This window comes from Streptococcus pseudopneumoniae (assembly GCF_038148955.1).
In the GTDB taxonomy this organism is placed as follows: Bacteria; Bacillota; Bacilli; order Lactobacillales; family Streptococcaceae; genus Streptococcus; species Streptococcus pseudopneumoniae_T.
In genome coordinates this window covers 31,290-56,402 of sequence record NZ_JBBJZY010000001.1, presented here as the reverse complement: position 1 = coordinate 56,402, position 25,113 = coordinate 31,290, and the positions used below count along the sequence as shown (strand labels likewise).

At 40.6% G+C, this 25,113-nt stretch carries 31 protein-coding genes; 28 read left to right on the top strand and 3 right to left on the bottom strand.

What is annotated here, in order from left to right; translation table 11 throughout:
• Positions 1-118 precede the first annotated feature (118 nt).
• The 7 genes from WKI23_RS00290 to dnaJ all read left to right on the top strand — a co-directional run bounded on the left by WKI23_RS00290 (position 119) and on the right by dnaJ (position 6,958).
• Positions 119-439 carry a PadR family transcriptional regulator gene (locus WKI23_RS00290; RefSeq protein ID WP_368078557.1) on the top strand — a complete coding sequence of 107 codons (321 nt, stop codon included), beginning with the start codon at positions 119-121 and terminating at the stop codon, positions 437-439.
• Complete coding sequence (locus WKI23_RS00285; RefSeq protein ID WP_368078556.1) at positions 436-1,014, top strand: DUF2812 domain-containing protein; 579 nt, start codon at positions 436-438, stop codon at positions 1,012-1,014. The genes WKI23_RS00290 and WKI23_RS00285 overlap by 4 nt, the downstream gene beginning before the upstream one ends.
• 34 nt (positions 1,015-1,048) lie before the next feature.
• Positions 1,049-1,561: a DUF2812 domain-containing protein gene (locus tag WKI23_RS00280; RefSeq protein WP_368078555.1), complete on the top strand. Its 513-nt coding sequence runs from the start codon at positions 1,049-1,051 to the stop codon at positions 1,559-1,561.
• Between the two features lie 160 nt (positions 1,562-1,721).
• Entirely contained in the window at positions 1,722-2,756 is a 1,035-nt protein-coding gene (gene hrcA, locus WKI23_RS00275; protein ID WP_004261010.1) for a heat-inducible transcriptional repressor HrcA, read from the top strand.
• A gap of 26 nt (positions 2,757-2,782) precedes the next feature.
• Positions 2,783-3,307 carry a nucleotide exchange factor GrpE gene (gene grpE, locus WKI23_RS00270; RefSeq protein WP_000046038.1) on the top strand — a complete coding sequence of 175 codons (525 nt, stop codon included), beginning with the start codon at positions 2,783-2,785 and terminating at the stop codon, positions 3,305-3,307.
• Between the two features lie 252 nt (positions 3,308-3,559).
• Positions 3,560-5,383 carry a molecular chaperone DnaK gene (gene dnaK / locus WKI23_RS00265; protein ID WP_368078554.1) on the top strand — a complete coding sequence of 608 codons (1,824 nt, stop codon included), beginning with the start codon at positions 3,560-3,562 and terminating at the stop codon, positions 5,381-5,383.
• Between the two features lie 435 nt (positions 5,384-5,818).
• Entirely contained in the window at positions 5,819-6,958 is a 1,140-nt protein-coding gene (gene dnaJ, locus WKI23_RS00260; RefSeq protein ID WP_173234432.1) for a molecular chaperone DnaJ, read from the top strand.
• 394 nt (positions 6,959-7,352) lie between these two features.
• On the opposite strand, the gene WKI23_RS00255 is transcribed toward dnaJ, so the two are convergent.
• Complete coding sequence (locus WKI23_RS00255; RefSeq protein ID WP_173234434.1) at positions 7,353-7,640, bottom strand: hypothetical protein; 288 nt, start codon at positions 7,638-7,640, stop codon at positions 7,353-7,355.
• Positions 7,641-7,649: 9 nt separating this feature from the next.
• Positions 7,650-8,060, bottom strand: coding sequence for an HIT family protein (locus tag WKI23_RS00250; RefSeq protein ID WP_050275810.1), 411 nt, complete (start codon positions 8,058-8,060; stop codon positions 7,650-7,652).
• Positions 8,061-8,127: 67 nt separating this feature from the next.
• Here WKI23_RS00250 and WKI23_RS00245 point away from each other — a divergent pair, with 67 nt between their 5' ends.
• Both WKI23_RS00245 and WKI23_RS00240 read left to right on the top strand, forming a co-directional pair.
• Complete coding sequence (locus WKI23_RS00245; RefSeq protein ID WP_368078553.1) at positions 8,128-8,859, top strand: ABC transporter ATP-binding protein; 732 nt, start codon at positions 8,128-8,130, stop codon at positions 8,857-8,859.
• Positions 8,856-9,905: an ABC transporter permease gene (locus WKI23_RS00240; protein ID WP_173234438.1), complete on the top strand. Its 1,050-nt coding sequence runs from the start codon at positions 8,856-8,858 to the stop codon at positions 9,903-9,905. The genes WKI23_RS00245 and WKI23_RS00240 overlap by 4 nt, the downstream gene beginning before the upstream one ends.
• A 60-nt stretch (positions 9,906-9,965) precedes the next feature.
• Here the strand turns inward: WKI23_RS00240 and WKI23_RS00235 are convergent, their stop codons facing one another.
• Complete coding sequence (locus WKI23_RS00235) at positions 9,966-10,295, bottom strand: hypothetical protein (protein WP_004261043.1); 330 nt, start codon at positions 10,293-10,295, stop codon at positions 9,966-9,968.
• 276 nt (positions 10,296-10,571) lie between these two features.
• Here WKI23_RS00235 and WKI23_RS00230 point away from each other — a divergent pair, with 276 nt between their 5' ends.
• From WKI23_RS00230 to WKI23_RS00140, 19 genes are all read left to right on the top strand, one after another.
• The gene (locus WKI23_RS00230; RefSeq protein WP_368078552.1) at positions 10,572-10,910 is read left to right on the top strand and encodes a LytTR family DNA-binding domain-containing protein; all 339 of its coding nucleotides are present in this window, start codon (positions 10,572-10,574) and stop codon (positions 10,908-10,910) included.
• Between the two features lie 4 nt (positions 10,911-10,914).
• Positions 10,915-11,652 (top strand): response regulator transcription factor, encoded by a 738-nt coding sequence (locus tag WKI23_RS00225; RefSeq protein ID WP_368078551.1) that lies wholly within the window; start codon positions 10,915-10,917, stop codon positions 11,650-11,652.
• A gap of 13 nt (positions 11,653-11,665) precedes the next feature.
• Complete coding sequence (locus WKI23_RS00220; RefSeq protein ID WP_368078550.1) at positions 11,666-13,015, top strand: sensor histidine kinase; 1,350 nt, start codon at positions 11,666-11,668, stop codon at positions 13,013-13,015.
• A 646-nt stretch (positions 13,016-13,661) separates the two neighbouring features.
• On the top strand, positions 13,662-13,826 hold the full coding sequence (locus tag WKI23_RS00215; protein WP_368078549.1) for a hypothetical protein: 165 nt from the start codon (positions 13,662-13,664) through the stop codon (positions 13,824-13,826).
• A complete protein-coding gene (locus tag WKI23_RS00210; protein ID WP_164226411.1) occupies positions 13,823-14,227 on the top strand; it encodes an immunity protein in 405 nt (134 codons plus the stop codon). Before WKI23_RS00215 ends, WKI23_RS00210 begins: the two co-directional genes overlap by 4 nt.
• Before the next feature lie 82 nt (positions 14,228-14,309).
• Positions 14,310-14,693: an immunity protein gene (locus tag WKI23_RS00205; protein WP_368078548.1), complete on the top strand. Its 384-nt coding sequence runs from the start codon at positions 14,310-14,312 to the stop codon at positions 14,691-14,693.
• A 51-nt stretch (positions 14,694-14,744) separates the two neighbouring features.
• On the top strand, positions 14,745-15,434 hold the full coding sequence (locus WKI23_RS00200; protein ID WP_368078547.1) for a lysostaphin resistance A-like protein: 690 nt from the start codon (positions 14,745-14,747) through the stop codon (positions 15,432-15,434).
• 41 nt (positions 15,435-15,475) lie between these two features.
• Positions 15,476-15,724 carry an immunity protein BlpZ gene (gene blpZ, locus WKI23_RS00195; RefSeq protein ID WP_368078546.1) on the top strand — a complete coding sequence of 83 codons (249 nt, stop codon included), beginning with the start codon at positions 15,476-15,478 and terminating at the stop codon, positions 15,722-15,724.
• 30 nt (positions 15,725-15,754) lie between these two features.
• Positions 15,755-16,366, top strand: a complete 612-nt coding sequence (locus tag WKI23_RS00190) for a type II CAAX endopeptidase family protein (RefSeq protein WP_368078545.1) — start codon at positions 15,755-15,757, stop codon at positions 16,364-16,366.
• A 159-nt stretch (positions 16,367-16,525) separates the two neighbouring features.
• Entirely contained in the window at positions 16,526-17,320 is a 795-nt protein-coding gene (gene ccrZ, locus WKI23_RS00185) for a cell cycle regulator CcrZ (RefSeq protein ID WP_050389849.1), read from the top strand.
• Positions 17,317-17,952 carry a tRNA (guanosine(46)-N7)-methyltransferase TrmB gene (trmB, locus tag WKI23_RS00180; RefSeq protein ID WP_001266094.1) on the top strand — a complete coding sequence of 212 codons (636 nt, stop codon included), beginning with the start codon at positions 17,317-17,319 and terminating at the stop codon, positions 17,950-17,952. The genes ccrZ and trmB overlap by 4 nt, the downstream gene beginning before the upstream one ends.
• Positions 17,953-18,078: 126 nt before the next feature.
• A complete protein-coding gene (gene rimP / locus WKI23_RS00175) occupies positions 18,079-18,558 on the top strand; it encodes a ribosome maturation factor RimP (protein WP_033679724.1) in 480 nt (159 codons plus the stop codon).
• Positions 18,559-18,601: 43 nt separating this feature from the next.
• Positions 18,602-19,738: a transcription termination factor NusA gene (nusA, locus tag WKI23_RS00170; RefSeq protein ID WP_368078544.1), complete on the top strand. Its 1,137-nt coding sequence runs from the start codon at positions 18,602-18,604 to the stop codon at positions 19,736-19,738.
• A gap of 21 nt (positions 19,739-19,759) precedes the next feature.
• Positions 19,760-20,053, top strand: coding sequence for an RNase P modulator RnpM (gene rnpM / locus WKI23_RS00165; RefSeq protein WP_125451476.1), 294 nt, complete (start codon positions 19,760-19,762; stop codon positions 20,051-20,053).
• On the top strand, positions 20,046-20,345 hold the full coding sequence (locus WKI23_RS00160; protein WP_001041390.1) for a YlxQ-related RNA-binding protein: 300 nt from the start codon (positions 20,046-20,048) through the stop codon (positions 20,343-20,345). The genes rnpM and WKI23_RS00160 overlap by 8 nt, the downstream gene beginning before the upstream one ends.
• Positions 20,346-20,361: 16 nt before the next feature.
• Complete coding sequence (gene infB, locus WKI23_RS00155; protein WP_368078543.1) at positions 20,362-23,247, top strand: translation initiation factor IF-2; 2,886 nt, start codon at positions 20,362-20,364, stop codon at positions 23,245-23,247.
• Between the two features lie 250 nt (positions 23,248-23,497).
• Positions 23,498-23,848: a 30S ribosome-binding factor RbfA gene (gene rbfA, locus WKI23_RS00150; protein WP_001273601.1), complete on the top strand. Its 351-nt coding sequence runs from the start codon at positions 23,498-23,500 to the stop codon at positions 23,846-23,848.
• Positions 23,849-24,019: 171 nt separating this feature from the next.
• On the top strand, positions 24,020-24,523 hold the full coding sequence (locus WKI23_RS00145) for a hypothetical protein (RefSeq protein ID WP_368078542.1): 504 nt from the start codon (positions 24,020-24,022) through the stop codon (positions 24,521-24,523).
• A gap of 20 nt (positions 24,524-24,543) precedes the next feature.
• The gene (locus WKI23_RS00140) at positions 24,544-25,101 is read left to right on the top strand and encodes a hypothetical protein (protein WP_000386258.1); all 558 of its coding nucleotides are present in this window, start codon (positions 24,544-24,546) and stop codon (positions 25,099-25,101) included.
• Positions 25,102-25,113 lie beyond the last annotated feature (12 nt).

The following is a 25,113-nucleotide window of genomic DNA, read 5'->3' as shown; positions in this document are numbered from 1 at the left end:
ACTAATATAGAAGAAAGATTGCCTGAGGGTGATCTTTTTTCTTGTGTTTTATATTGAGGTGTGATACATTTTATATAACGAGATGCGATATATCGAACTGAATAGGAGGTGGTTATACATGGAATTAACGGATAAGATCCGTCGAGTTTATCTTCCGATGACGGAAACAGGTTTTTATATCTTGTTCTGTCTGCAGAAGGAGAATCATGGATATGGTATTACACAAAAGGTCAAGGAGATGACAGATTCGCAAGTCTTGATTAGTCCTGGAACTATGTATGGAACCTTGTCAAAGATGGAAAAGGATGGTTTGATTTCCTTTGTTCGCGAAGAGGAAAAACGTAAAATCTATCAGATAACAGACTTGGGACGCAAAGTATTAGATATTGAATTGAAACGTATTAAACGGCTCTATAGAAACAGTCGGGAGGAAGTATGATGGAAAAGAAAGTTGTTTATCGACTTTTTACAATTGCGGATTATGAGAGGGAGGCTCTATACTTTAGAGAAATGCATGCTAAGGGTTGGAAACTTAGGAAAGTAAGCTATTCTATCTTATTGTTTGCAGTTAAGTATACCTTTGAAAAGTGTCACCCTGAGCAAGTGTCTTATCAGTTGGACTTTTATCCCATGAAAAAATCAGAGAGAGCCTCCTATTTACAATTATTTAAAGACTGTGGCTGGGAGCATATTACAGACTTTAATGGTTTTTCCTACTTTAGAAAACTTCATTCTGGAATTGAGTCGGATGCCGAGTTTGAAATTTATAATGACGTGGCCGGGAAGTTAGCTATGCTCAAACGGATTTTAACGAGGCGGATGTTTCCTATTTTGCTTCTCTTTTTAGCTCTACTACCGGTTTTCTCAAAGTTTGTCAGTGGAGGTAGTTCTTTCAGTTGGGAAATGTTTTTGATTGTTATAATAGATGGTGTTTTATTGATAGTTTTTGCGATTCAGATTTCTTATATTTTTTGGAGATTGAATCAAAAGTGGAAAGAATTATCTAATAAATAACACCAGGCGTGTTTTCTAATTTTGGGGTAAGACAATGAATAGCAGAGTAGAATTTCGGATTTTCACCATTGTTGCTTTGGACAAGGAAGAAGAATATTTACATGAGATGCACTTGAAAGGTTGGAGGTATAGAAGGAGTCGTTTTGGTTTGTTCTATTTTGACCAATGTCAACCAGACGATGTCATCTACTGTATCTATGATTCTAGATTTCTTAAAAAGCATCAGCATGAACTGCAAGATTTTAGAAATAGAGGTTGGGAATTGATAGGAGCAGGTTCTTGTTCAATTCTTCGTAAATCGTCTTCTGATTTACTTCCAGAGGATCAAGTCTGTATGAGTAATAATCTCAGGTGGGAAGTTATGCGATATAGACTTCGTTCATGTGCAGCTACTTTCTTAGGAGGTTTTGTTGTTTGTATGAGTTCGTTTAGAGAAGAACTGTCGCAATCTTTCTTTGTCATTTTTGCTCTATATGCCTTTATGATTTCTTATCTAATCCATGGTTTTTTCAGACTTAAAAGGAAATACCAAGTAGATGGAAGGTAGGGTTCTAGGTCTTTAGACTGATTTTTAGCACTCTTGATAAAAGAGTGCTAATTTTTTGAGTTTTTGTCTTGACATTCTCTTTTAAGGGTGTATAATAGAATCATAAGTTAGCACTTGAGTGTGTCGAGTGCTAATTGATCAGACAGAGAGGAGTGATGAGGTGGTTACAGAGCGTCAGCAGGATATTTTAAATCTGATTATTGACATCTTTACCAAAACGCACGAACCTGTCGGATCCAAAGCCTTGCAAGAGTCTATTAACTCTAGCAGTGCAACCATTCGTAATGACATGGCGGCTCTAGAAAAGCAAGGGTTGCTTGAGAAAGCTCATACTTCAAGCGGTCGGATGCCAAGTGTTGCTGGTTTTCAGTACTATGTGAAACACTCACTGGATTTTGACCGACTGGCTGAAAATGAGGTTTATGAGATTGTCAAAGCCTTTGATCAGGAATTCTTCAAATTGGAGGATATTCTGCAAGAGGCTGCTAACCTGCTGACAGACTTGAGTGGCTGTACGGTAGTAGCACTGGATGTTGAGCCGAGCAGGCAACGTTTGACAGCCTTTGATATCGTTGTTTTGGGGCAACATACAGCCTTGGCAGTATTTACCCTAGACGAGTCACGAACGGTTACCAGTCAGTTTCTGATTCCAAGGAACTTTTTGCAGGAGGATTTGCTGAAACTGAAGAGCATCATTCAGGAACGTTTCCTCGGCCACACCGTTCTAGATATTCACTACAAGATTCGGACGGAGATTCCTCAGATTATCCAGCGTTACTTTACAACAACGGATAATGTTATCGATCTCTTTGAACACATTTTTAAGGAAATGTTCAACGAAAACATTGTGGTGGCGGGCAAGGTTAATCTCTTGAATTTTGCTAATCTAGCAGCCTATCAGTTCTTTGACCAACCGCAAAAGGTGGCTCTGGAGATTCGTGAGGGGTTGCATGAGGATCAGATGCAAAACGTCCGTGTTGCAGACAGTCAAGAGTCCTGTCTAGCTGACCTAGCGGTGATTAGTAGCAAGTTCCTCATTCCTTATCGGGGAGTTGGAATTCTAGCCATTATCGGTCCTGTTAATCTGGATTACCAACAGCTAATCAACCAAGTCAATGTGGTCAACCGTGTTTTGACCATGAAGTTGACAGATTTTTACCGCTACCTCAGCAGTAATCATTACGAAGTACATTAAGATTGAAATCATTAAAGGAGGCGAAAATGGCCCAAGATATAAAAAATGAAGAAGTAGAAGAAGTCCAAGAAGAGGAAGTTGTGGAAACGGTAGAAGAAACAACTCCTGAGAAGTCTGAATTGGACTTGGCAAATGAACGTGCAGATGAGTTCGAAAACAAATACCTTCGCGCTCATGCAGAAATGCAAAATATCCAACGCCGTGCCAATGAAGAGCGTCAAAACTTGCAACGTTATCGTAGCCAGGATTTGGCAAAAGCGATTCTCCCTTCTTTGGACAACCTTGAGCGTGCACTCGCAGTTGAAGGTTTGACAGATGATGTGAAGAAGGGCTTGGAAATGGTGCAAGAAAGCTTGATTCACGCTTTGAAAGAAGAAGGAATCGAAGAAATCGCAGCTGACGGCGAATTTGACCATAACTACCATATGGCCATCCAAACTCTCCCAGCAGACGATGAACACCCAGCAGATACCATCGCCCAAGTTTTCCAAAAAGGCTACAAACTCCATGACCGCATCCTACGCCCAGCCATGGTAGTAGTGTATAACTAGGCTAGAGAACTTAAAAAACTTGTCCGAAATGACAATAAACTATGAAGAAAGATAAAATATGTTTGGCTTTGCAATAGTGAGCGAAGCGAACCAAAGACGATACTCTTCGCCGTGGCGCTATTTGCGCAAACTTTGAGACCCTAGGCTCAAAGTTTAGTCAAAGAGATTGACGAAGTCAAGCTCTGACGGCGCCGCCACTTAAGAAGAGTATCTAAAAGAAAAATAGAATATAAAATTTAAGGAGAAAAACACATGTCTAAAATTATCGGTATTGACTTAGGTACAACAAACTCAGCAGTAGCAGTTCTTGAAGGAACTGAAAGCAAAATCATCGCAAACCCAGAAGGAAACCGTACAACTCCATCTGTAGTGTCATTCAAAAATGGTGAAATCATCGTTGGTGATGCTGCAAAACGTCAAGCAGTTACAAACCCAGATACAGTCATCTCTATCAAATCTAAGATGGGAACTTCTGAAAAAGTTTCTGCTAACGGAAAAGAATACACTCCACAAGAAATCTCAGCTATGATTCTTCAATACTTGAAAGGTTATGCTGAAGACTACCTTGGTGAAAAAGTGACTAAAGCAGTTATCACAGTTCCAGCTTACTTCAACGATGCTCAACGTCAAGCAACCAAAGACGCTGGTAAAATCGCTGGTCTTGAAGTAGAACGTATTGTCAACGAACCAACAGCAGCAGCCCTTGCTTACGGTTTGGACAAGACTGATAAAGAAGAAAAAATCTTGGTATTTGACCTTGGTGGTGGTACATTCGACGTATCTATCCTTGAATTGGGTGACGGTGTCTTCGACGTATTGTCAACTGCAGGGGACAACAAACTTGGTGGTGACGACTTTGACCAAAAAATCATCGACCACTTGGTAGCAGAATTCAAGAAAGAAAACGGTATTGACTTATCTACTGACAAGATGGCAATGCAACGTTTGAAAGATGCTGCTGAAAAAGCGAAGAAAGACCTTTCTGGTGTAACTTCAACTCAAATCAGCTTGCCATTTATCACTGCTGGTGAGGCTGGACCTCTTCACTTGGAAATGACTTTGACTCGTGCGAAATTTGATGATTTGACTCGTGACCTTGTAGAACGTACAAAAGTTCCAGTTCGTCAAGCCCTTTCAGATGCAGGTTTGAGCTTGTCAGAAATCGACGAAGTTATCCTTGTTGGTGGTTCAACTCGTATCCCAGCCGTTGTAGAAGCTGTGAAGGCTGAAACTGGTAAAGAACCAAACAAATCAGTAAACCCTGACGAAGTAGTTGCTATGGGTGCTGCGATCCAAGGTGGTGTCATCACTGGTGATGTCAAAGACGTTGTCCTTCTTGACGTAACACCATTGTCACTCGGTATTGAAACAATGGGTGGTGTCTTTACAAAACTCATCGACCGTAACACAACAATCCCAACATATAAATCACAAGTCTTCTCAACTGCGGCAGACAACCAACCAGCCGTTGATATCCACGTTCTTCAAGGTGAACGCCCAATGGCAGCAGATAACAAGACTCTTGGACGCTTCCAATTGACAGATATTCCAGCTGCACCTCGTGGAATTCCTCAAATCGAAGTAACATTTGACATCGACAAGAACGGTATCGTGTCTGTTAAGGCCAAAGACCTTGGAACTCAAAAAGAACAAACAATTGTTATCCAATCTAACTCAGGTTTGACTGATGAAGAAATCGACCGCATGATGAAAGATGCAGAAGCAAACGCTGAAGCAGATAAGAAACGTAAAGAAGAAGTTGACCTTCGTAACGAAGTAGACCAAGCTATCTTTGCAACTGAAAAGACTATCAAGGAAACTGAAGGAAAAGGTTTCGACGCAGAACGTGACGCTGCCCAAGCTGCCCTTGATGACCTTAAGAAAGCTCAAGAAGACAACAACTTGGACGAAATGAAAGCAAAACTTGAAGCATTGAACGAAAAAGCTCAAGGCCTTGCTGTGAAACTCTACGAACAAGCCGCAGCAGCCCAACAAGCTCAAGCAGGAGCAGAAGGTGCACAAGCAACAGGAAACGCAGGCGATGACGTCGTAGACGGAGAGTTTACGGAGAAATAAGATGCAAAGCCCGTTAAAACCTCACAGTGAAAATAGGAAATCTGACGCAGAAACTTTAGTTTCTAGAAAGATTTGTCTTTTTCACCAAGAGGTTAGGGCGTGCTCGATTTAGCATTACTAGTTTGATTTTTAAAACTCGAACGTCGTAATGATAAGAAGAAATCCAGAGGTTGCAACCCAGCCTCTGTTTTTCGATAAAAAGGACCTGAACCTAATTTATTTAGGGTTTGTCTTGTCAATATATAAAGAAAGGAATTGAACCTGACCTAAATCGAGGTTTGGTTCACAACATCAATAGAAAGGAACAAAGGTGTTCAGGGAATTGAACACGGGCTACGGACTGTGCCAAAAAGATAGTTTTTTCTAGGACGCAAGCGTCCGTCGTCAAAACTCCTAGATGGCTGTGTCCGTTTGACGCCCTTTGTATCTTGAATTATGAACAATACTGAATTTTATGATCGTCTGGGGGTGTCAAAAAACGCTTCGGCAGACGAGATCAAAAAGGCTTATCGTAAGCTTTCTAAAAAATACCACCCAGATATCAACAAGGAGCCTGGTGCTGAGGAAAAATACAAGGAAGTTCAAGAAGCATATGAGACTTTGAGTGACGACCAAAAACGGGCTGCCTATGACCAATATGGTGCTGCAGGCGCCAATGGTGGATTTGGAGGCTTCGGTGGTGGAGCTGGCGGTTTCAACGGGGCAGGTGGCTTCGGTGGTTTTGAAGATATCTTCTCAAGTTTCTTCGGCGGAGGCGGTACTTCACGCAATCCAAATGCTCCTCGTCAGGGGGATGACCTCCAATACCGTGTGAATTTGACCTTTGAAGAAGCTATTTTTGGAGCTGAAAAAGAAGTCAAATATAACCGTGAAGCTAGCTGTCGTACATGTAATGGCTCAGGTGCTAAGCCAGGAACAAGTCCAGTCACTTGTGGACGCTGTCATGGTGCTGGTGTCATTAACGTCGATACACAGACTCCGCTTGGTATGATGCGTCGCCAAGTAACCTGTGATGTCTGTCATGGTCGCGGAAAAGAAATCAAAGATCCATGTACAACTTGTCACGGAACAGGTCATGAAAAACAAGCCCATAGTGTACATGTAAAAATCCCTGCTGGTGTGGAAACTGGTCAACAAATTCGCCTAGCCGGTCAGGGTGAAGCAGGATTTAATGGTGGACCATACGGTGACTTGTATGTAGTAGTTTCTGTGGAAGCCAGCGACAAGTTTGAACGTGAAGGCACGACTATCTTCTACAATCTCAACCTCAACTTTGTCCAAGCCGCTCTTGGTGATACAGTTGATATCCCAACTGTTCACGGTGATGTTGAATTGGTTATCCCAGAGGGAACTCAGACTGGTAAGAAATTCCGTTTACGTGGTAAGGGAGCTCCGAGTCTTCGTGGTGGTGCTGTTGGTGACCAATACGTTACCGTTAATGTCGTAACACCGACAGGCTTGAACGACCGTCAAAAAGTAGCCTTGAAAGAATTCGCAGCTGCAGGTGATTTAAAAGTCAATCCAAAGAAAAAAGGCTTCTTTGACCATATTAAAGATGCCTTTGATGGAGAATAAAGTAAAAAGAGCCGATGAGCTCTTTTTGTTTATAGATTTTTTAAGACTTTCCTTAAGTAATGACGGACGGTAGCGCCCTTCTTCGAAGTTCCATACCTAAACTTTGAGCCTAGGTCTCAAAGTTTCCGAACACCTGAAACCAAGCTATTTCAGGTGTTTTCATTACGGCGGAAAGTCTGGGAAAGTCTTCGATTTAGTTATGAAACGGTGAATGATACTCTTCAAAAATCTCTTCAAACCACGTCAGCGTCGACTTGTCGTACTCAAGTACTACCTGCGTCTAGCTTTCTAGTTTGCCCTTTGATTTTTATTGAGTATGAGTTTTCTAAATTATGATGTATAGTTGATGGGATATAACTTGTTTACCTTTTAAAAAAGAGCCGATTGGCTCTTTTTACTTATCTTTAAGTTCCTGTGTTTCTTTGATCACAGCTAGTCTAGTCTGGATATCTTTTTCCAAGACCTTAAACTTGTAAGTCAGGTCTTCTTGGTATTCCTTGATGAGTTCTTTTTGTTGGTCGATGATTTGCAGGCTGTTTTGGATAATATCCACATCATCCTTGATAGCTTGAACGCGGTCAGTGGTATTCAAGACTTCATCTGTGATGGTTTGGCGATTTTTTGTGATCAGATAACTTCCAGCTGCAGCTCCTGCAAATAACAGTAGGTTGGATAATTTCATGGCAACTCCTTAGGCGTTTTTGATAGTTTCAGCAACTTGAGCAAGTTTGTCAAAGTCTGGTTCGTGGGCGATAAAATCAATCTTGAGGTCATCGTCTGCACTGTAGCGAGGCACGAGGTGAACGTGGGTATGAAAGACGGTTTGTCCTGCGATTTCTTCACAGTTGGCAATGATATTCATACCAGCAGCCTTGGTAGCTTTCATGACTTTTTGAGCTACTTTTGGTACTTGGGCAAAGAGTTGGCTGGCGCTAGTAGCGTTCATTTCCAAAAGATTGCGATAGTGTTCTTTTGGCACGACCAAGGTATGTCCTGGTGTCACTTGAGAGATATCAAGAAAGGCAAGAACCTGCTCATCTTCGTATACTTTTGAAGCAGGAATTTCCCCTGCGATGATTTTACAAAAAATGCAATCTGACATAAAATCTACCTCTACTGTATTGAATTTTGATATAATATAGCTACATTATACCAGATTTGGAGAAAATATGTTAGAAATTAAAAACCTGACAGGTGGTTATGTTCATGTCCCTGTCTTGAAAGATGTGTCCTTTACTGTTGAAAGTGGGCAGTTGGTCGGTTTGATTGGTCTCAATGGTGCTGGTAAATCGACGACTATCAATGAGATTATCGGTCTGTTGACACCTTATAGTGGTTCCATCAATATCAATGGCTTGACCTTGCAAGAAGACGCGACTAGCTACCGCAAGCAGATTGGCTACATTCCTGAGACACCTAGTCTGTATGAGGAATTGACCCTCAGAGAGCATATCGAAACGGTTACTATGGCTTATGGTATTGACCAGAAAGTGGCTTTTGATCGAGTGGAACCTTTGTTAAAAATGTTCCGTCTGGACCAGAAATTAGATTGGTTCCCTGTTCATTTTTCAAAAGGGATGAAGCAAAAGGTCATGATTATCTGTGCTTTTGTGGTGGATCCGAGTCTCTTCATCGTGGATGAGCCTTTCCTTGGTCTTGATCCGCTGGCTATTGCGGACTTGATTCAGCTTTTGGAAGTGGAAAAGCAAAAAGGCAAGTCCATTCTCATGAGTACCCACGTGCTGGATTCGGCTGAGAAGATGTGTGATGCTTTTGTCATTCTTCACAAAGGGGAAGTGCGTGCCAAGGGGAATTTAGCGCAACTGCGCGAAGCCTTTGATATGCCTGAGGCTAGTTTGAATGATATTTACTTGGCTCTGACCAAAGAGGAGGAGCTATGAAAGACTTGTTTTTAAAGAGAAAGCAGGCTTTTCGTAAGGAGTGTCTTGGTTATTTGCGCTATGTTCTCAATGACCACTTTGTCTTGTTCCTGCTTGTTCTGCTGGGCTTTCTAGCCTACCAATACAGTCAACTCTTACAACATTTTCCTGAAAATCATTGGCCTATCCTTTTATTTGTAGGAATTACGTCTGTTTTACTTTTGCTTTGGGGAGGAATTGCCACCTATATGGAGGCTCCAGACAAGCTCTTTCTCTTGGTCGGAGAAGAGGAAATCAAACTCCATCTCAAGCGTCAAACTGGCATTTCCCTAGTCTTTTGGCTCTTTGTACAGACCCTTTTCTTGCTTTTATTTGCGCCCTTATTTTTAGCCATGGGTTATGGCTTGCCAGTTTTTCTGGTCTATGTGCTTTTATTGGGGGTAGGAAAATATTTCCTCTTTCGTCAAAAGGCCAGCAAATTTTTCACTGAAACTGGACTAGACTGGGACTATGTCATTTCCCAAGAAAGCAAGCGCAAGCAAGTCTTGCTTCGTTTCTTTGCCCTCTTTACGCAGGTAAAGGGAATTTCAAACAGTGTCAAGCGTCGTGCCTATCTGGACTTTATCCTAAATACTGTTCAGAAGGTGCCTGGGAAGATTTGGCAAAATCTCTATCTGCGTTCTTATCTGCGAAATGGAGACCTCTTTGCTCTCAGTCTCCGTTTGCTCTTACTTTCCTTGCTGGCACAGGTTTTTATTGAGCAAGCTTGGATTGCGACAGCAGTGGTAGTTCTCTTTAACTACCTCTTGCTCTTCCAGTTGCTGGCCCTCTATCATGCCTTTGACTACCAGTATTTGACCCAACTCTTTCCGCTGGACAAGGGGCAAAAGGAAAAAGGCTTGCAGGCAGTGGTCAGAGGATTGACCAGTTTGGTCTTAGTAGTGGAATTAGTTGTTGGGTTGATTACCTTCCAAGAAAAACTAGCTCTTCTAGCCTTACTGGGAGCTGGTTTGGTTTTACTAGTCTTGTACTTACCTTATCAGGTAAAACGTCAGATGCAGGACTAACATTGCCTATATGAAACAAAAAAGAAGTTGAGTTCAGTTTGTCTCAGCTTCTTTTATTTTCTACAAGATAATGGTTGGTCCGTAGAGACTCAACTTGGTCTTGACTTGGTCAAAGTGGAAACGGTCATAGGCACGCCAAGCGGCACGAGTAGGAGCATCTGGATCGAGAGCGCTGAGTCCCATGAGAAGACTGGAAGTCTGGTAAAATTTTTCTAGTTCAATCAAGACTCGATTATCCACTGTCTCAGCCTTGGCTAGAAAGCCAAGAATAGAGTTTAATTGCTCCTGAAAGCGGACGTCGTCAGCTGTTGCCTGTTTGCATGCTTGATAGGCTTTGTTTAAGTCAGTAATCAAAGTCTGAGCTCTTTTGATGGGATCTGTATCTGTCATGAGAATTCCTCCTTTAATCTGGGTGCTAGTCTTGTTTCTAGCAACTGTGTTTTGATACTGTCAGTCTATCACTTTTATCTCCTTTTTCACCTTCAAATCTTTAATTGCCCTTGAAATTTCCTGAATGGTCCTGTTAAGATTTTATGATAAAATAGTGGTAAGATTATCATGATGTTGTAGAAAAATAATCCTTTTAGGAGCTTTCAAAGACTGTTTAGGATCGGGTGCGCTTGTGTAAGAACTTTTCTGTTATTCTCTTCTTAGGAGGAGAATCCAATGAAACATATGATTATTCAGACACAGAAAACAGTCTATAAAGTAAACGTCGACGATATCTACTATATCCAAGCACATCCAACTAAAGCCCATACTGTACAGATTGTTACAGAAGAAGCTAGTTTTAATATGGTTCAAAATTTAAGTGATCTTGAGAACCAATATGGGGAAAACTTGATGAGGTGTCATCGAAATTGTTTGGTCAATCTTGATAAAGTAAAATCGATTGATTTTCAAGAAATAATCCTTTTTCTCGGGGAAGAAGGTCAATATGCTGTCAAGTATGCCAGACGTCGCTATAGAGAAATTCGTCAAAAATGGTTGAAAGAAGGAGAGTAAGAAGATGAGAATATTTGTTTTAGAAGATGATTTTTCCCAACAGACTAGAATTGAAACGACGATTGAGAAACTCTTGAAAGAACATCAGATCACTCCCAGCTCTTTTGAGGTCTTTGGCAAGCCAGACCAACTGCTGGCAGAGGTGCATGAGAAGGGGGCGCATCAGCTATTCTTTTTGGACATTGAGATTCGAAATGAGGAGATGAAGGGGCTAGAGGTAGCTAGAAAGATTCGGGATCGGGATCCGTATGCCCTGATTGTCTTTGTGACGACTCACTCGGAGTTTATGCCCCTGTCCTTTCGCTACCAAGTGTCTGCTTTGGACTACATTGATAAGGCACTTTCGGCAGAGGAATTTGAATCTCGTATCGAGACAGCCCTCCTATATGCCAATAGTCAAGACAGTAAAAGTCTGGCGGAAGATTGCTTTTATTTTAAATCAAAATTTGCCCAATTCCAGTATCCTTTTAAAGAGGTTTACTATCTCGAAACTTCGCCCAGAGCCCATCGTGTTATTCTCTATACCAAGACAGACAGGCTGGAGTTTACAGCGAGTTTAGAGGAGGTTTTCAAGCAGGAGCCTCGTCTCTTGCAGTGCCACCGCTCTTTTCTCATCAATCCTGCCAATGTGGTTCGTTTGGATAAGAAAGAAAAACTGCTTTACTTTCCCAATGGTGGAAGCTGTCTAATCGCGCGTTATAAGGTCAGGGAAGTGTCTGAAGCTATCAATAACTTGCATTGAGCTAGGAGAGTTTATGAATATTGCTTGGATATTATTGTATACACTTGTTACTCATGGGCTAGAAATTGTCATTTTCTTTAAGGTGGATGGAATTGGTCTCACTTTTGAGAGGATTTTTAAAGCCTTTCTTTTTAAGATACTGTTGGCCTTTGTTTTTTTAATGATTGAATATATGGTAGGAGATAATTACCTATTTTATTTTATGGAACCCTTGTACGGCATAGGCTTATCTTTCTTATTCTTAAGAGGACTTCCTAAAAAACTCCTTCTCTTTTATGGTCTCTTCCCAATGATATTAGTGAATCTCTTTCATAGAGGTATTTCCTATTTTGTGCTTCCATTTTTGGGACCAGGGCAAGTATATGATGACTACTCATTTGCTTGGTTATGTATAATAATTTTCAATTTCTTCATTTCCCTAGTCTTTTTGAAATGGTTAGACTATGATTTCACTAACTTGAGAAAGGAGATTCTGGATAAAGCTTTTCAAAAGTCCCTGACTAAGATTAACTGGATAATGGGGGCTTACTATTTGGTGATACAAAGTCTGTCTTACTTTGAATATGAACAAGGTATTCAATCAAAGACTCTTCGCCATCTCATCCTAGTCTTTTACTTGCTCTTTTTTATGGGGGTTATCAAGAAATTGGATACCTATTTGAAGGAAAAACTCCATGAGAGATTGGACCAAGAGCAGGTCTTGCGTTACAGAGATATGGAACGTTATAGTCGGCATATAGAGGAACTTTACAAGGAAGTCCGGAGCTTTCGCCATGACTACACTAACCTCTTAACCAGTTTACGTCTGGGCATTGAAGAGGAGGATATGGAGCAGATAAAAGAGATCTACGATTCGGTCTTAAAGGATTCTAGTGAAAAATTGCAGGACAATAAATATGATCTAGGTCGATTGGTGAATATTCGTGATAAAGCCCTCAAAAGTCTCCTAGCAGGGAAATTTTTAAAAGCCAGAGATAAGAACATTGTCTTTAATGTCGAAGTTCCAGAGGAGATTCAGGTCGAGGGGATGAGCCTACTTGATTTTCTAACCATTGTGTCTATCCTTTGTGACAATGCTATTGAAGCCAGTGTAGAGGCTAGTCAACCTCATGTTTCAATTGCTTTTTTAAAAAATGGAGAACAAGAGATCTTTATCATCGAAAACTCTATCGAAGAAGAAGAAATCGATATTTCTGAAATCTTCTCCTTTGGAGCAAGTTCTAAAGGGGAGGAGAGAGGAGTTGGTCTCTATACCGTCATGAAAATTGTGGAAAGTCATCCCAATACCAGTCTAAATACCACCTGTCAAAATCAAGTCTTTCGTCAGGTTTTAACGGTTCACTTGCTGTCAGTTGCTAATTAGGAAATTTTTGAAAAAATTGGCAGAAGTTAACAGATAAAGTTTGTCTTTATCGAGCCAGATTTTTGCTATAGTATGTGAGGTATATTAAATGAATAAGAAATCCTTTTTTATAATCTGTTCTACGTTGATCATAGCATCGAATCTTCTCATGATTTCCGTGGTGAATAAGGGAGAAGAAACAGGGAGCAACCTGTTTGTGATTGCTATAGCCTGTGTTTTGCTACCAGCCTTTTTATATGCAGTTGAAAACAGACTTACTTCAATGGTAAGAGTAGAATCAATACTCCTGATTCAGTTGACAGTTATATCCCTACTCCGTCTTATCAACAGAATAGGGAGTACGCCTGAAATCCTCAACATTATCATTACCCTTATCGCTTTGGCAAGTGGGACAGCTGCTATCCTTGTTGCGATTATGAGAATATATGAGAACATACGGAAGTGAGGGTGAGTAGTTTTCTATTTTGTATTTTCACATTGTCAAGTTCCCCCAGGGCAAGTATGTTTTTCATGCTTGCTTTTTTAAATTTTTTACAATTCAAGATGTTTTGATGACCATTTATGATTTGAGTAATCCAAGGTCAAAATGAGTGCTATACTAGCAGTGTAAAGGTTCTAGCTCAACAAACATTCAGGAGGAAATCTTATGAAGAAAAAAATATTTGTCATTTTCATCTTGTATCTGATCATGTCCATCTTTCTATATCCGCTTAGGGAGAGTGCTTGGTATCAGCTATTTTATACCATAGCCTATGTGATTGCAGTGATGATTTATTTTGCTATTCTTAAAAAGAAAGGAGCAAAGAAATGAAAACTTTTCTTGCTAAAAAACGGAACATCTTTCTTGCAAGATTGTTCTTAGGTCAGTTGCCCTTACTTGTCTCCACTTATCTATTTTTATCTCGTCAGTTTTTAAATTTTTCCTTGGTTTTCCAATTTCTTTTAGTGGTTATTAACTTAGCTTCTATTTTGGTCACTGTTTACCTCACTAGGGAGATGAGGATAAGAGAGTTTGAAGATGATGATTTGGTTAGTCCTAGAACCAATCAACTCATGTATATCGGCTTGACAGGTTTTATGTCCATTATTTGTTTGTATAGAGGTATCACAGCAGGAGAATTCTATCAGCAATTAATTGCCTATATTGGTGCTATTCTCTGCTTGCTTATCATGCTTTTGCTTATTTGGGGTTTGAAGTATTATAAAAAGTAGCTTTCTTTCCTCTTTTATCAGGATATTTGAGTAGAAGGCTCTATTAAATTGTTAGTGAAATAAATGAATGGAGGTATTTAATATGAAATACAGATTATTTCTTGTTATTTTCTTGAGTAGTATGTTGGATATTCTTTTAGGGACATTTTTACAAATCTCTAATGTATCGATTGGGTGGCTTGTTCTCTACAGTGGCTTGTTTGAAGCAGGCGTTTTCCTTCTTGCTAATAAAGGTTTGGCGGTAAAAATCAAGGAAGTAGACATTCAAAACCGCTTTAAATTTATTTTTGGAAAAACGGTATGGTTTCAAATTCTTTTGCTCCTCTTTTTAATGGTTAAACTTTATCTTGGTTTGGATGCGAGGTTGATTTTATTCTATGGACATATTTTCATTGTCTTTAATGCCTTAATGTATCTATTATCTAGTAGTCAGGTTAGCCTTAAAAAGAACAAGCTGCCTTCTTAATCTTGCAGTAGTAGAGCCTGACAAGGGTAGGTCATAGTAGGGAGGAGTTCTATGAAAAAGTATCAACTTCTATTCAAAATAAGTGCAGTCTTCTCTTACCTGTTTTTCGTATTTGGACTTGCTAAGCTGACGCTTATTGTTCAAAATTATTGGCAATTTTCTTCCCAGATTGGCAATTTCGTTTGGATTCAAGATCTCTTGAGTTTGCTATTTAGCGGAGTCATGATTTGGATTCTGGTTAAGACAGGGCACGGCTATCTTTTTCGCATTCCGAGAAAAAAATGGCTTTGGTATTCGATTTTGACAGTATTAGTGGTAGTGCTCCAGATCTCTTTTAACGTTCAGACAGCTAAACATGTTCAGTCAACTGCTGAAGGTTGGGCTGTATTGATCGGTTATAGTGGGACCAACTTTGCTGAGCTAGGTATCTATATAACTTTGTTCTTTCTGACTCCACTTATGGAAGAGTTAATCTATAGAGGATTACTGCAACACGCCTTTTTTAAGCATTCGAGATTTGGCCTTGATTTGCTTCTTCCGTCAATTTTATTTGCTCTTCCTCATTTTTCAAGCCTGCCTAGTTTGTTAGATATCTTCATCTTTGCAACATCTGGCATCATCTTTGCTAGTTTGACCCGCTATACCAAGAGCATTTATCCTTCCTATGCGGTGCATGTGATCAATAATATTTTCGCAACATTACCATTTTTGCTCACTTTTCTACATAGGGTCTTGGGGTAAAAAACCAAAAGGCTTGCTTTTCAGCCATAGAGGAGGTCATCATGTATGAACATTTATTTTTCTTAGATTCAAAAACCTTAGACTGGTTGACACCCTATATTCTGGTCTTGGCTTCTGATACCATTGCTTTTAATGTTTTTGTGCTAACCTTTGTATTTGCGGTGGTCTTTAATTCCCTAAATTCCATGCTAGCTTTAATGGCTATCTTCTTAGGGGGTGGTTATGTGGTCGGATTTTGGTTACTCAAATGGTTTGTTTTGGAAAGGCTAGAGCTAAAGGATGACGTGTAGGAAAGTCTGTTTGTTGAGGAGGATAATTTTATGGAGTTCTTTGATAAATTTCATGCCTTTTGTTTTGGATTTTTAGTATTACTAATCGTCATTACAGTTCCTTATACGATTAACCATGGGGATTTTTTTCAAAATGAATCTGCATTGATTATTGTAAGTCTTCTTGTAACCGCGCTGAGTGTTGCTTATGCTAGAAAGTTTGAAATGATTTCTTTTGGGATGTTAAGCAAGAAAGAACTTTTGCTTTTCATTGTAATCTTTCTTCTAAGTGTACTTGAGACGCTGGTTTATATTCATTTCTTCGCTATTTCTTCTGGCGCAGGAGTTCAACACTTATCGGAAGTCAGCAGAGGAATTTCTCTGTCTTTGATTTTGACTTCCTCAGTTTTTGGCCCCATCCAGGAGGAACTCATTTTCAGAGGACTTCTTCAAGGTGCGGTTTTTGACAATTCTTGGTTAGGGCTTGTGCTAACTTCCTCTCTCTTTTCTTTTATGCATGGACCTTCTAATGTCCCTTCGTTTATTTTTTATCTACTTGGGGGATTGTTACTGGGCTTTGCTTATAAAAAGAGCCAAAACCTATGGGTTTCTACTCTAGTTCACATGTTTTACAATGCTTGGCCACTCTTATATTATTTATAAAAATCATGAAAGGTAAGCAGAAGACGGTGCTTGCCTTTTCTTTCTATAAGGATACCCAAGCCAATCCAGAGGCTTTTCTTTGAGAATCAGGTGTGGAGCGGTTGACGAATAGCTCAAAAACTAGTAGAATAGTAAGGAAACTTTATACGGAGGAAAGAAATGGATTTGGGTGATAATGAGCTAACACTGACTCCCATACCTGGGAAAAGTGGTAAGGCTTATATGGGTAGCTATCCTGATGGGAAGCGCATCTTTGTAAAAATGAACACCTCTCCAATCCTACCTGGTCTAGCTAGAGAACAAATTGCTCCGCAATTATTATGGAGTCGCCGTTTGGCAGATGGGCGTGATATGTGTGCTCAAGAATGGTTGACAGGCAAGATATTGACCCCCTATGATATGAATCGTAAGCAAATCGTCAATATTTTAACTCGTCTACATCGCTCACGTCCTTTGATGACACAGTTGAGTCGTTTGGGCTATGCCATGGAAACACCTGTAGATTTACTACAGTCTTGGCAAGAAACGGCTCCAGAGGCTTTGCGTAAAAATCATTTTATCAGTGAAGTGATGGCTGATTTACGTCAGACTATTCCAGGATTTAGAGAGGACCATGCGACCATTGTCCATGGAGATGTACGACATAGTAATTGGATTGAGACAGACAGTGGCTTGATTTATTTGGTAGATTGGGATTCGGTTCGCTTGACCGACCGCATGTTTGATGTAGCTCACATGCTCTGCCATTATATTCCAGAACATCAGTGGAAGGAATGGTTGACCTACTACGGTTACAAGTACAATCAGACGGTATTAAATAAATTGTATTGGTACGGTCAATTGTCTTACTTGAGCCAGATTTCCAAGTATTATATGAACCAAGATTTAGAAAATGTCAATCGGGAGATTCATGGCTTGCGTCACTTCCGAGACAAGTATGGAAAGAGAAGATGAGAGTTAGAAATCGTAAAGGGGCAACAGAATTACTAGAGGCAAATCCCCAGTATGTGGTCCTCAATCCCTTAGAAGCCAAGGGGAAATGGCGGGACTTGTTTGGCAATGACAACCCCATTCATGTGGAAGTTGGTAGTGGCAAGGGTGCCTTTGTTTCAGGTATGGCCAAACAAAACCCTGACATCAACTATATCGGGATTGATATTCAAAAGTCTGTTTTGAGTTACGCTTTAGACAAGGTTCTTGAAGTTGGAGTGCCTAATATCAAGCTCTTGTGGGTAGATGGTTCTGATTTGACTGACTATTTTGAAGATGGTGAGATTGATCGCTTGTATCTGAACTTTTCAGATCCATGGCCTAAAAAACGCCATGAAAAGCGTCGTTTGACCTACAAGACATTCTTGGATACCTTCAAGCGTATCTTGCCTGAAAATGGAGAAATTCATTTCAAGACGGATAACCGTGGCTTGTTTGAGTACAGCCTAGTGAGCTTTTCTCAGTATGGCATGAAGCTCAATGGTGTCTGGCTTGATTTACATGCCAGTGATTTTGAAGGCAATGTTATGACAGAATATGAGCAAAAATTCTCCAACAAGGGGCAAGTTATCTACCGAGTTGAGGCAGAATTTTAAGAAATAGCCTGAAATCAGGCTATATAAGTGCTTTTGCTTTACATAAGTTGGCAAACGTGCTATACTAAGAGTAAGAATATGAGAAAGTGAGGCGGGGAAATATCTTCGCCTCTTGCTTATGAGGAGGTGGACGCAATCGCAACAATCGTAGAATTAGTCAGAGAAGTTGTAGAACCTGTCATCCAAGCTCCTTTCGAACTCGTGGATATCGAGTACGGAAAGATTGGCAGTGACATGATTCTCAGTATTTTTGTAGATAAACCTGAAGGAATTACCTTGAACGACACGGCAGACTTGACAGAAATTATCAGTCCTGTCCTAGATACCATCAAGCCAGATCCCTTCCCAGAACAATATTTCCTAGAAATCACCAGTCCAGGCTTGGAACGTCCTTTGAAAACCAAGGATGCCGTCGCTGGAGCGGTTGGGAAATACATCCATGTCGGGCTCTACCAAGCCATCGATAAGCAAAAGGTCTTTGAAGGAACCTTGGTAGCCTTTGAAGAGGACGAGTTGACCATGGAATATATGGATAAGACACGTAAGAAAACTGTCCAAATTCCATACAGTTTAGTATCAAAAGCACGTTTAGCAGTTAAATTATAGAAAAAGAAAGGATAGCTTTTGAGGATTCAAAAGTGAAGAAAACATGAGTAAAGAAATGCTAGAGGCCTTCCGCATTTTGGAAGAAGACAAGGGAATCAAAAAAGAAGATATCATCGACGCAGTAGTAGAGTCGCTTCGTTCCGCTTATCGCAGACGCTATGGTCAATCAGACAGCGTAGCCATTGACTTTAACGAAAAAACAGGTGACTTTACCGTCTATACTGTCCGTGAAGTGGTTGATGAAGTATTTGATAGCCGTTTGGAAATCAGCTTGAAAGATGCTCTTGCCATCAATTCAGCCTATGAGCTTGGTGATAAAATCAAGTTTGAAGAAGCACCTGCTGAGTTTGGTCGTGTAGCAGCCCAATCTGCCAAACAAACCATCATGGAAAAAATGCGCAAGCAAACACGTGCCATCACTTACAATACTTATAAAGAACATGAGCAAGAAATCATGTCTGGTACTGTAGAACGATTTGATAATCGCTTCATCTATGTCAATCTTGGTAGCATCGAAGCCCAATTATCAAAACAAGACCAAATTCCTGGAGAAGTGTTTGCTTCCCATGATCGTATTGAAGTTTATGTCTACAAGGTTGAAGACAACCCTCGTGGTGTGAATGTCTTTGTTAGCCGTAGCCATCCAGAAATGATCAAACGCTTGATGGAGCAAGAAATTCCAGAAGTTTATGACGGAACTGTTGAAATCATGAGCGTGGCTCGTGAAGCTGGTGACCGCACCAAGGTTGCTGTTCGTAGTCATAATCCAAACGTGGACGCTATTGGTACAATCGTTGGACGTGGTGGTGCTAATATCAAGAAGATTACTAGCAAGTTCCACCCAGCTCGCTACGATGCTAAAAATGACCGTATGCTACCAATCGAAGAAAACATCGACGTTATCGAGTGGGTAGCAGATCCAGCTGAATTTATCTACAATGCCATCGCTCCTGCTGAGGTTGACCAAGTTATCTTTGACGAAAATGACAGCAAACGTGCCTTGGTGGTTGTTCCAGATAACAAGCTTTCTCTTGCTATCGGTCGTCGCGGGCAAAACGTTCGTTTGGCAGCTCACTTGACTGGTTACCGTATCGATATCAAGTCTGCTAGTGAATTTGAAGCCATGGAAGACGCGGCTTCACTAGAGTTGGAAGCAGAAAACGATACTGTAGAAGAATAAAAGCTGCTAGAGGAGGGAAAGATGAAAACGAGAAAAATCCCTTTGCGCAAGTCTGTTGTATCCAACGAAGTGATTGATAAGCGTGATTTGCTCCGCATTGTCAAGAACAAGGAAGGGCAAGTCTTTATCGATCCGACAGGCAAGGCCAATGGTCGCGGCGCTTATATCAAGCTAGACAATAAAGAAGCCCTAGAGGCGAAAAAGAAGAAGGTCTTTAACCGTAGCTTTAGCATGGAAGTGGAAGAAAGCTTTTATGACGAGTTGATCGCCTATGTGGATCACAAAGTGAAAAGAAGAGAGTTAGGACTTGAATAAGCAAAAGATAAGCAATCTCTTGGGACTTGCTCAGCGAGCAGGGCGGATCATATCGGGTGAAGAATTGGTGGTCAAGGCCATTCAAGACGGCAAGGCCAAGTTGGTCTTTCTAGCTCATGATGCTGGACCCAATCTGACCAAGAAGATTCAAGATAAAAGTCATTATTATCAAGTAGAAATTGTAACCGTGTTTTCAACACTGGAATTAAGCATAGCAGTCGGGAAATCGAGAAAGGTTTTGGCTGTAACAGATGCTGGATTTACAAAGAAAATGAGGTCTCTTATGGAATAGAAGAGGAGGACATGATTTGTCTAAGAAAAGATTGTACGAAATCGCAAAAGAACTTGGAAAAGAAAGTAAAGAAGTTGTAGCGCGTGCAAAAGAGTTGGGCTTGGATGTGAAAAGCCACTCATCAAGTGTGGAAGAAGCTGTCGCTGCAAAAATTGCTGCCAGCTTTAAGCCTGCAGCTGCTCCGAAAGTAGAAGCAAAACCTGCAGCACCAAAAGTAAGTGCAGAAAAGAAAGCCGAGAAATCTGAACCAGCTAAATCAGCTGTAGCTATGGAAGAGGCAAAGCCTGCAGCCCCAAAAGCAAGTGCAGAAAAGAAAGCCGAAAAGTCTGAATCAGTAAAACCAGCTGTAGCCAAGGAAGAGGCAAAACCAGCTGAGCCAGTTGCTCCGAAGACAGAAAAAGTAGCGGCTAAACCGCAAAGTCGTAATTTCAAGGCTGAGCGTGAAGCACGTGCTAAAGAGCAGGCAGAGCGACGCAAGCAAAATAAGGGAAATAACCGTGACCAACAACAAAACGGCAACCGTCAGAAAAACGACGGCCGCAATGGTGGAAAACAAGCTCAAGGCAACCGCGACAATCGTCGCTTTAATGACCAAGCTAAGAAACAGCAAGGTCAGCAAAATCGTAGAAATGAGCGCCGTCAACAAGAGGACAAGCGTTCAAATCAAGCGGCTCCACGTATTGACTTTAAAGCTCGTGCAGCAGCCCTAAAAGCAGAGCAAAATGCAGAGTACGCACGTTCAAGCGAGGAACGCTTCAAGCAGTATCAGGCTGCTAAAGAAGCCTTGGCTCAAGCTAACAAACGCAAGGAACCAGAGGAAATCTTTGAAGAAGCGGCTAAATTAGCTGAACAAGCGCAACAAGCACAGCAAGTTCAAGCAGTGGTTGAAGTCGTCCCTGAGAAAAAAGAACCTGCAGTGGATACACGTCGTAAAAAACAAGCTCGACCAGACAAAAATCGTGACGATTATGATCATGAAGAAGATGGTCCTAGAAAACAACAAAAGAATCGAAGTAGTCAAAATCAAGTGAGAAATCAAAAGAATAGTAACTGGAATAACAACAAAAAGAACAAAAAAGGCAATAACAAGAACAACCGTAATCAGACTCCAAAACCTGTTACAGAGCGTAAATTCCATGAATTGCCAACAGAATTTGAATATACAGATGGTATGACCGTTGCGGAAATCGCAAAACGTATCAAACGTGAACCAGCTGAAATCGTTAAGAAACTCTTTATGATGGGTGTCATGGCCACACAAAACCAATCCTTGGATGGGGAAACAATTGAACTCCTCATGGTGGATTATGGTATCGAAGCCAAACAAAAAGTTGAAGTGGATAATGCTGACATCGAACGTTTCTTTGTCGAAGATGGTTATCTCAATGAAGATGAATTGGTTGAGCGTCCACCAGTTGTAACTATCATGGGACACGTTGACCACGGTAAAACAACACTCCTAGATACCCTTCGTAACTCTCGTGTTGCGACAGGTGAAGCAGGTGGTATCACTCAGCATATCGGTGCCTACCAAATCGTGGAAAATGGCAAGAAGATTACCTTCCTTGATACACCAGGACACGCGGCCTTTACATCTATGCGTGCGCGTGGTGCTTCTGTTACCGACATTACTATCTTGGTCGTAGCGGCAGATGACGGTGTTATGCCTCAGACTATCGAAGCCATCAACCACTCAAAAGCGGCCAACGTTCCAATCATCGTAGCCATTAACAAGATTGATAAACCAGGTGCCAACCCAGAACGTGTTATCGGTGAATTGGCAGAGCATGGTGTCATGTCAACCGCTTGGGGTGGAGATTCTGAATTTGTTGAAATCTCAGCTAAATTCAACCAAAACATCGAAGAATTGTTGGAAACAGTCCTTCTTGTGGCTGAAATCCAAGAACTTAAAGCAGACCCAACAGTTCGTGCGATCGGTACAGTTATCGAAGCACGCTTGGATAAAGGAAAAGGTGCAGTCGCAACCCTTCTTGTTCAACAAGGTACCTTGAATGTCCAAGACCCAATCGTTGTCGGAAATACCTTCGGTCGTGTCCGTGCTATGACTAATGACCTTGGACGTCGTGTTAAGGTTGCTGGACCATCAACACCAGTCTCTATCACAGGTTTGAACGAAGCGCCAATGGCAGGAGACCACTTCGCCGTTTACGAAGATGAAAAATCTGCGCGTGCAGCAGGTGAAGAACGTGCCAAACGTGCCCTTATGAAACAACGTCAAGCTACCCAACGTGTTAGCCTTGAAAACCTCTTTGATACGCTTAAAGCTGGTGAACTCAAATCAGTTAACGTTATTATCAAGGCCGACGTACAAGGTTCAGTTGAAGCCCTTTCTGCTTCACTTCAAAAGATCGATGTGGAAGGTGTCAAAGTGACCATCGTTCACTCAGCGGTCGGTGCTATCAACGAATCAGACGTGACCCTTGCCGAAGCTTCAAATGCCTTTATCGTTGGTTTCAACGTACGCCCTACACCACAAGCTCGTCAACAAGCAGAAGCTGACGATGTGGAAATCCGTCTCCACAGCATTATCTACAAGGTTATCGAAGAGATGGAAGAAGCTATGAAAGGGATGCTTGATCCAGAATTTGAAGAAAAAGTTATTGGTGAAGCAGTTATTCGTGAAACCTTCAAGGTGTCTAAAGTGGGAACTATCGGTGGATTCATGGTTATCAACGGTAAGGTTACCCGTGACTCTAAAGTCCGTGTTATCCGTGACGGTGTTGTTATCTATGATGGTGAACTCGCAAGCTTGAAACACTACAAAGACGACGTTAAAGAAGTTACAAACGGTCGTGAAGGTGGATTGATGATTGATGGCTACAATGATATCAAGACTGATGATGTGATTGAGGCCTATGTCATGGAAGAAATCAAGAGATAAGATTTTTGCTCCTTTCTTAGGTGGTGAGGGACGCAAGCAAACCGATGGTTTCATTGCTTATTTTTGAGCCTAGAGTCTCAAAAATCCCCTGTGATGGGACTGATAAATCAGTTCCATCACTTTCACCACGGCGAAAGAAGCAGATGATTTCAAATTGAACTTCGTTCCAATTTGAAATGAAAATCAATAAATTTAAAAATAGCTAGGTCTGCTGGCCTAGCTTTTGGTTCAAAGTAGAGAAAGGAATATCATGGCAAATCATTTCCGTACGGATCGTGTGGGCATGGAAATCAAGCGTGAAGTCAATGAGATTTTGCAAAAGAAAGTCCGTGATCCGCGTGTCCAAGGCGTGACCATCACAGATGTTCAGATGCTAGGTGATTTATCTGTTGCCAAGGTTTACTACACCATTTTGAGTAACCTTGCTTCAGATAATCAAAAAGCCCAAATTGGGCTTGAGAAAGCAACTGGTACCATCAAACGTGAACTTGGTCGCAATTTGAAATTGTACAAAATCCCAGATTTGACCTTCGTCAAAGACGAGTCCATCGAATATGGAAACAAGATTGATGAAATGTTACGCAATCTGGATAAGAACTAAGAAGAGGGGCAACCCTCTTTTTTTGGTGGGGAAAATAGGTGGAATTTGAAATGGAAAAATATTCTTTTAAGAAAGGGATTCTGTATTTTTTAATGTTAACTAATTAGAAAATGCTTTTTTTTTTTAGGAAATATGATATGATGATTTCATAAATAAAAGGAGATCCTATCAATGAATAATGTAAAAAAAGTTTGTCGTTTAGCTTTTCTATGTCTTTCTGTCTCTACTCTAGTTGCTTGTAGTTCTCTTTCTGAAAAAACAAGTAGCTCTTCTAGTGAGAATCAAACAGAAGCTTCATCTAGTAGTTCTGAAAAGAAGGGGTTGTTTGCTAAAGCAAAAGAAAAACTCAGTTCAAGCGATTTTAACCCACAAGATGTTAGCGATACGACAATTGAGTCTATAAAAACCTATGAAGATTACTTGATTATGAATGAGAAAATAATCGATAATTACTATACAGAAGCAGATGAAGCCTTTAAAGGAACTGTTTTAGAAGATAGCGCTGCTATCCAAGAACTAAAAGATAGCACTAAAAAAGAAATGGAAGATTTGAAAAAACAATATGGTCCACTAAAGAAAGCACCTATTCAAGGGAAAGAAGAAGTGATTAAGACTCTAAAAGATTATCGTGATAATCTACATGAACAAGTGGAGCAGTGGAAAGCTAGTCTTTAATAGGAAGAGTGGGGTTCAATATGGATTATCAATTATTGCCACATGAATATATGGTTATGAATAGTGACCATGTGAGTTTTGGGAAAAATGGTTTGTCTACAGATGAATTAATTTTAACAAATCTACACTTAATATATATCAAAAAAGGTTTGTGGGGAGGAAAAAAAGATCAAGTTACCATACCCATTAACCAGATTAAAATTTTTGAAGGGAAACCTCAAGTTTCAGTAACCAAAACCAATGGTGTGAAACGGCTGGAAATTTATTATAATGGCGGACAAGCTATCTTTGCATTTAATAATACTAAGGATACTGACAAGTGGGCTAGAAACATTATTAAATTGATTTCAGGTGATACAAGTAATTTTGAAACCTTGGGAGATAGCAGCTTGTTTGGAGCAGATGTTTTGGCAGAAACATTTAAGGATACATTTGACACTTTTAAAGCAGGGCTTGGGATTAAGGATGCAGAGCCAGAAAAGATTTCAACGAAGTGTAGCTTTTGTGGAGCACCTTTGTCAGGTCAAGTGAAGCAAACAGTAAGATGTGCCTATTGTGATATGGAGCAGAGTTTATAAGGGGGCAATTAA

Bases quoted from the DNA above. Each gene is read 5' to 3' on its own strand.
- WKI23_RS00145 (WP_368078542.1), top strand. From the start codon at position 24,020: ATGAATAATGTAAAAAAAGTTTGTCGTTTAGCTTTTCTATGTCTTTCT.
- grpE (WP_000046038.1), top strand. From the start codon at position 2,783: ATGGCCCAAGATATAAAAAATGAAGAAGTAGAAGAAGTCCAAGAAGAG.
- WKI23_RS00280 (WP_368078555.1), top strand. From the start codon at position 1,049: ATGAATAGCAGAGTAGAATTTCGGATTTTCACCATTGTTGCTTTGGAC.
- WKI23_RS00250 (WP_050275810.1), bottom strand. From the start codon at position 8,060: ATGTCAGATTGCATTTTTTGTAAAATCATCGCAGGGGAAATTCCTGCT.
- WKI23_RS00290 (WP_368078557.1), top strand. From the start codon at position 119: ATGGAATTAACGGATAAGATCCGTCGAGTTTATCTTCCGATGACGGAA.
- blpZ (WP_368078546.1), top strand. From the start codon at position 15,476: ATGTATGAACATTTATTTTTCTTAGATTCAAAAACCTTAGACTGGTTG.
- rbfA (WP_001273601.1), top strand. From the start codon at position 23,498: ATGGCAAATCATTTCCGTACGGATCGTGTGGGCATGGAAATCAAGCGT.
- WKI23_RS00225 (WP_368078551.1), top strand. From the start codon at position 10,915: ATGAGAATATTTGTTTTAGAAGATGATTTTTCCCAACAGACTAGAATT.
- WKI23_RS00210 (WP_164226411.1), top strand. From the start codon at position 13,823: ATGAAAACTTTTCTTGCTAAAAAACGGAACATCTTTCTTGCAAGATTG.
- WKI23_RS00285 (WP_368078556.1), top strand. From the start codon at position 436: ATGATGGAAAAGAAAGTTGTTTATCGACTTTTTACAATTGCGGATTAT.
- dnaK (WP_368078554.1), top strand. From the start codon at position 3,560: ATGTCTAAAATTATCGGTATTGACTTAGGTACAACAAACTCAGCAGTA.
- WKI23_RS00140 (WP_000386258.1), top strand. From the start codon at position 24,544: ATGGATTATCAATTATTGCCACATGAATATATGGTTATGAATAGTGAC.
- rnpM (WP_125451476.1), top strand. From the start codon at position 19,760: ATGAAAACGAGAAAAATCCCTTTGCGCAAGTCTGTTGTATCCAACGAA.
- WKI23_RS00190 (WP_368078545.1), top strand. From the start codon at position 15,755: ATGGAGTTCTTTGATAAATTTCATGCCTTTTGTTTTGGATTTTTAGTA.
- dnaJ (WP_173234432.1), top strand. From the start codon at position 5,819: ATGAACAATACTGAATTTTATGATCGTCTGGGGGTGTCAAAAAACGCT.
- WKI23_RS00220 (WP_368078550.1), top strand. From the start codon at position 11,666: ATGAATATTGCTTGGATATTATTGTATACACTTGTTACTCATGGGCTA.
- WKI23_RS00240 (WP_173234438.1), top strand. From the start codon at position 8,856: ATGAAAGACTTGTTTTTAAAGAGAAAGCAGGCTTTTCGTAAGGAGTGT.
- ccrZ (WP_050389849.1), top strand. From the start codon at position 16,526: ATGGATTTGGGTGATAATGAGCTAACACTGACTCCCATACCTGGGAAA.
- nusA (WP_368078544.1), top strand. From the start codon at position 18,602: ATGAGTAAAGAAATGCTAGAGGCCTTCCGCATTTTGGAAGAAGACAAG.
- WKI23_RS00230 (WP_368078552.1), top strand. From the start codon at position 10,572: ATGAAACATATGATTATTCAGACACAGAAAACAGTCTATAAAGTAAAC.
- WKI23_RS00200 (WP_368078547.1), top strand. From the start codon at position 14,745: ATGAAAAAGTATCAACTTCTATTCAAAATAAGTGCAGTCTTCTCTTAC.
- WKI23_RS00255 (WP_173234434.1), bottom strand. From the start codon at position 7,640: ATGAAATTATCCAACCTACTGTTATTTGCAGGAGCTGCAGCTGGAAGT.
- WKI23_RS00245 (WP_368078553.1), top strand. From the start codon at position 8,128: ATGTTAGAAATTAAAAACCTGACAGGTGGTTATGTTCATGTCCCTGTC.
- WKI23_RS00235 (WP_004261043.1), bottom strand. From the start codon at position 10,295: ATGACAGATACAGATCCCATCAAAAGAGCTCAGACTTTGATTACTGAC.
- trmB (WP_001266094.1), top strand. From the start codon at position 17,317: ATGAGAGTTAGAAATCGTAAAGGGGCAACAGAATTACTAGAGGCAAAT.
- WKI23_RS00215 (WP_368078549.1), top strand. From the start codon at position 13,662: ATGAAGAAAAAAATATTTGTCATTTTCATCTTGTATCTGATCATGTCC.
- WKI23_RS00205 (WP_368078548.1), top strand. From the start codon at position 14,310: ATGAAATACAGATTATTTCTTGTTATTTTCTTGAGTAGTATGTTGGAT.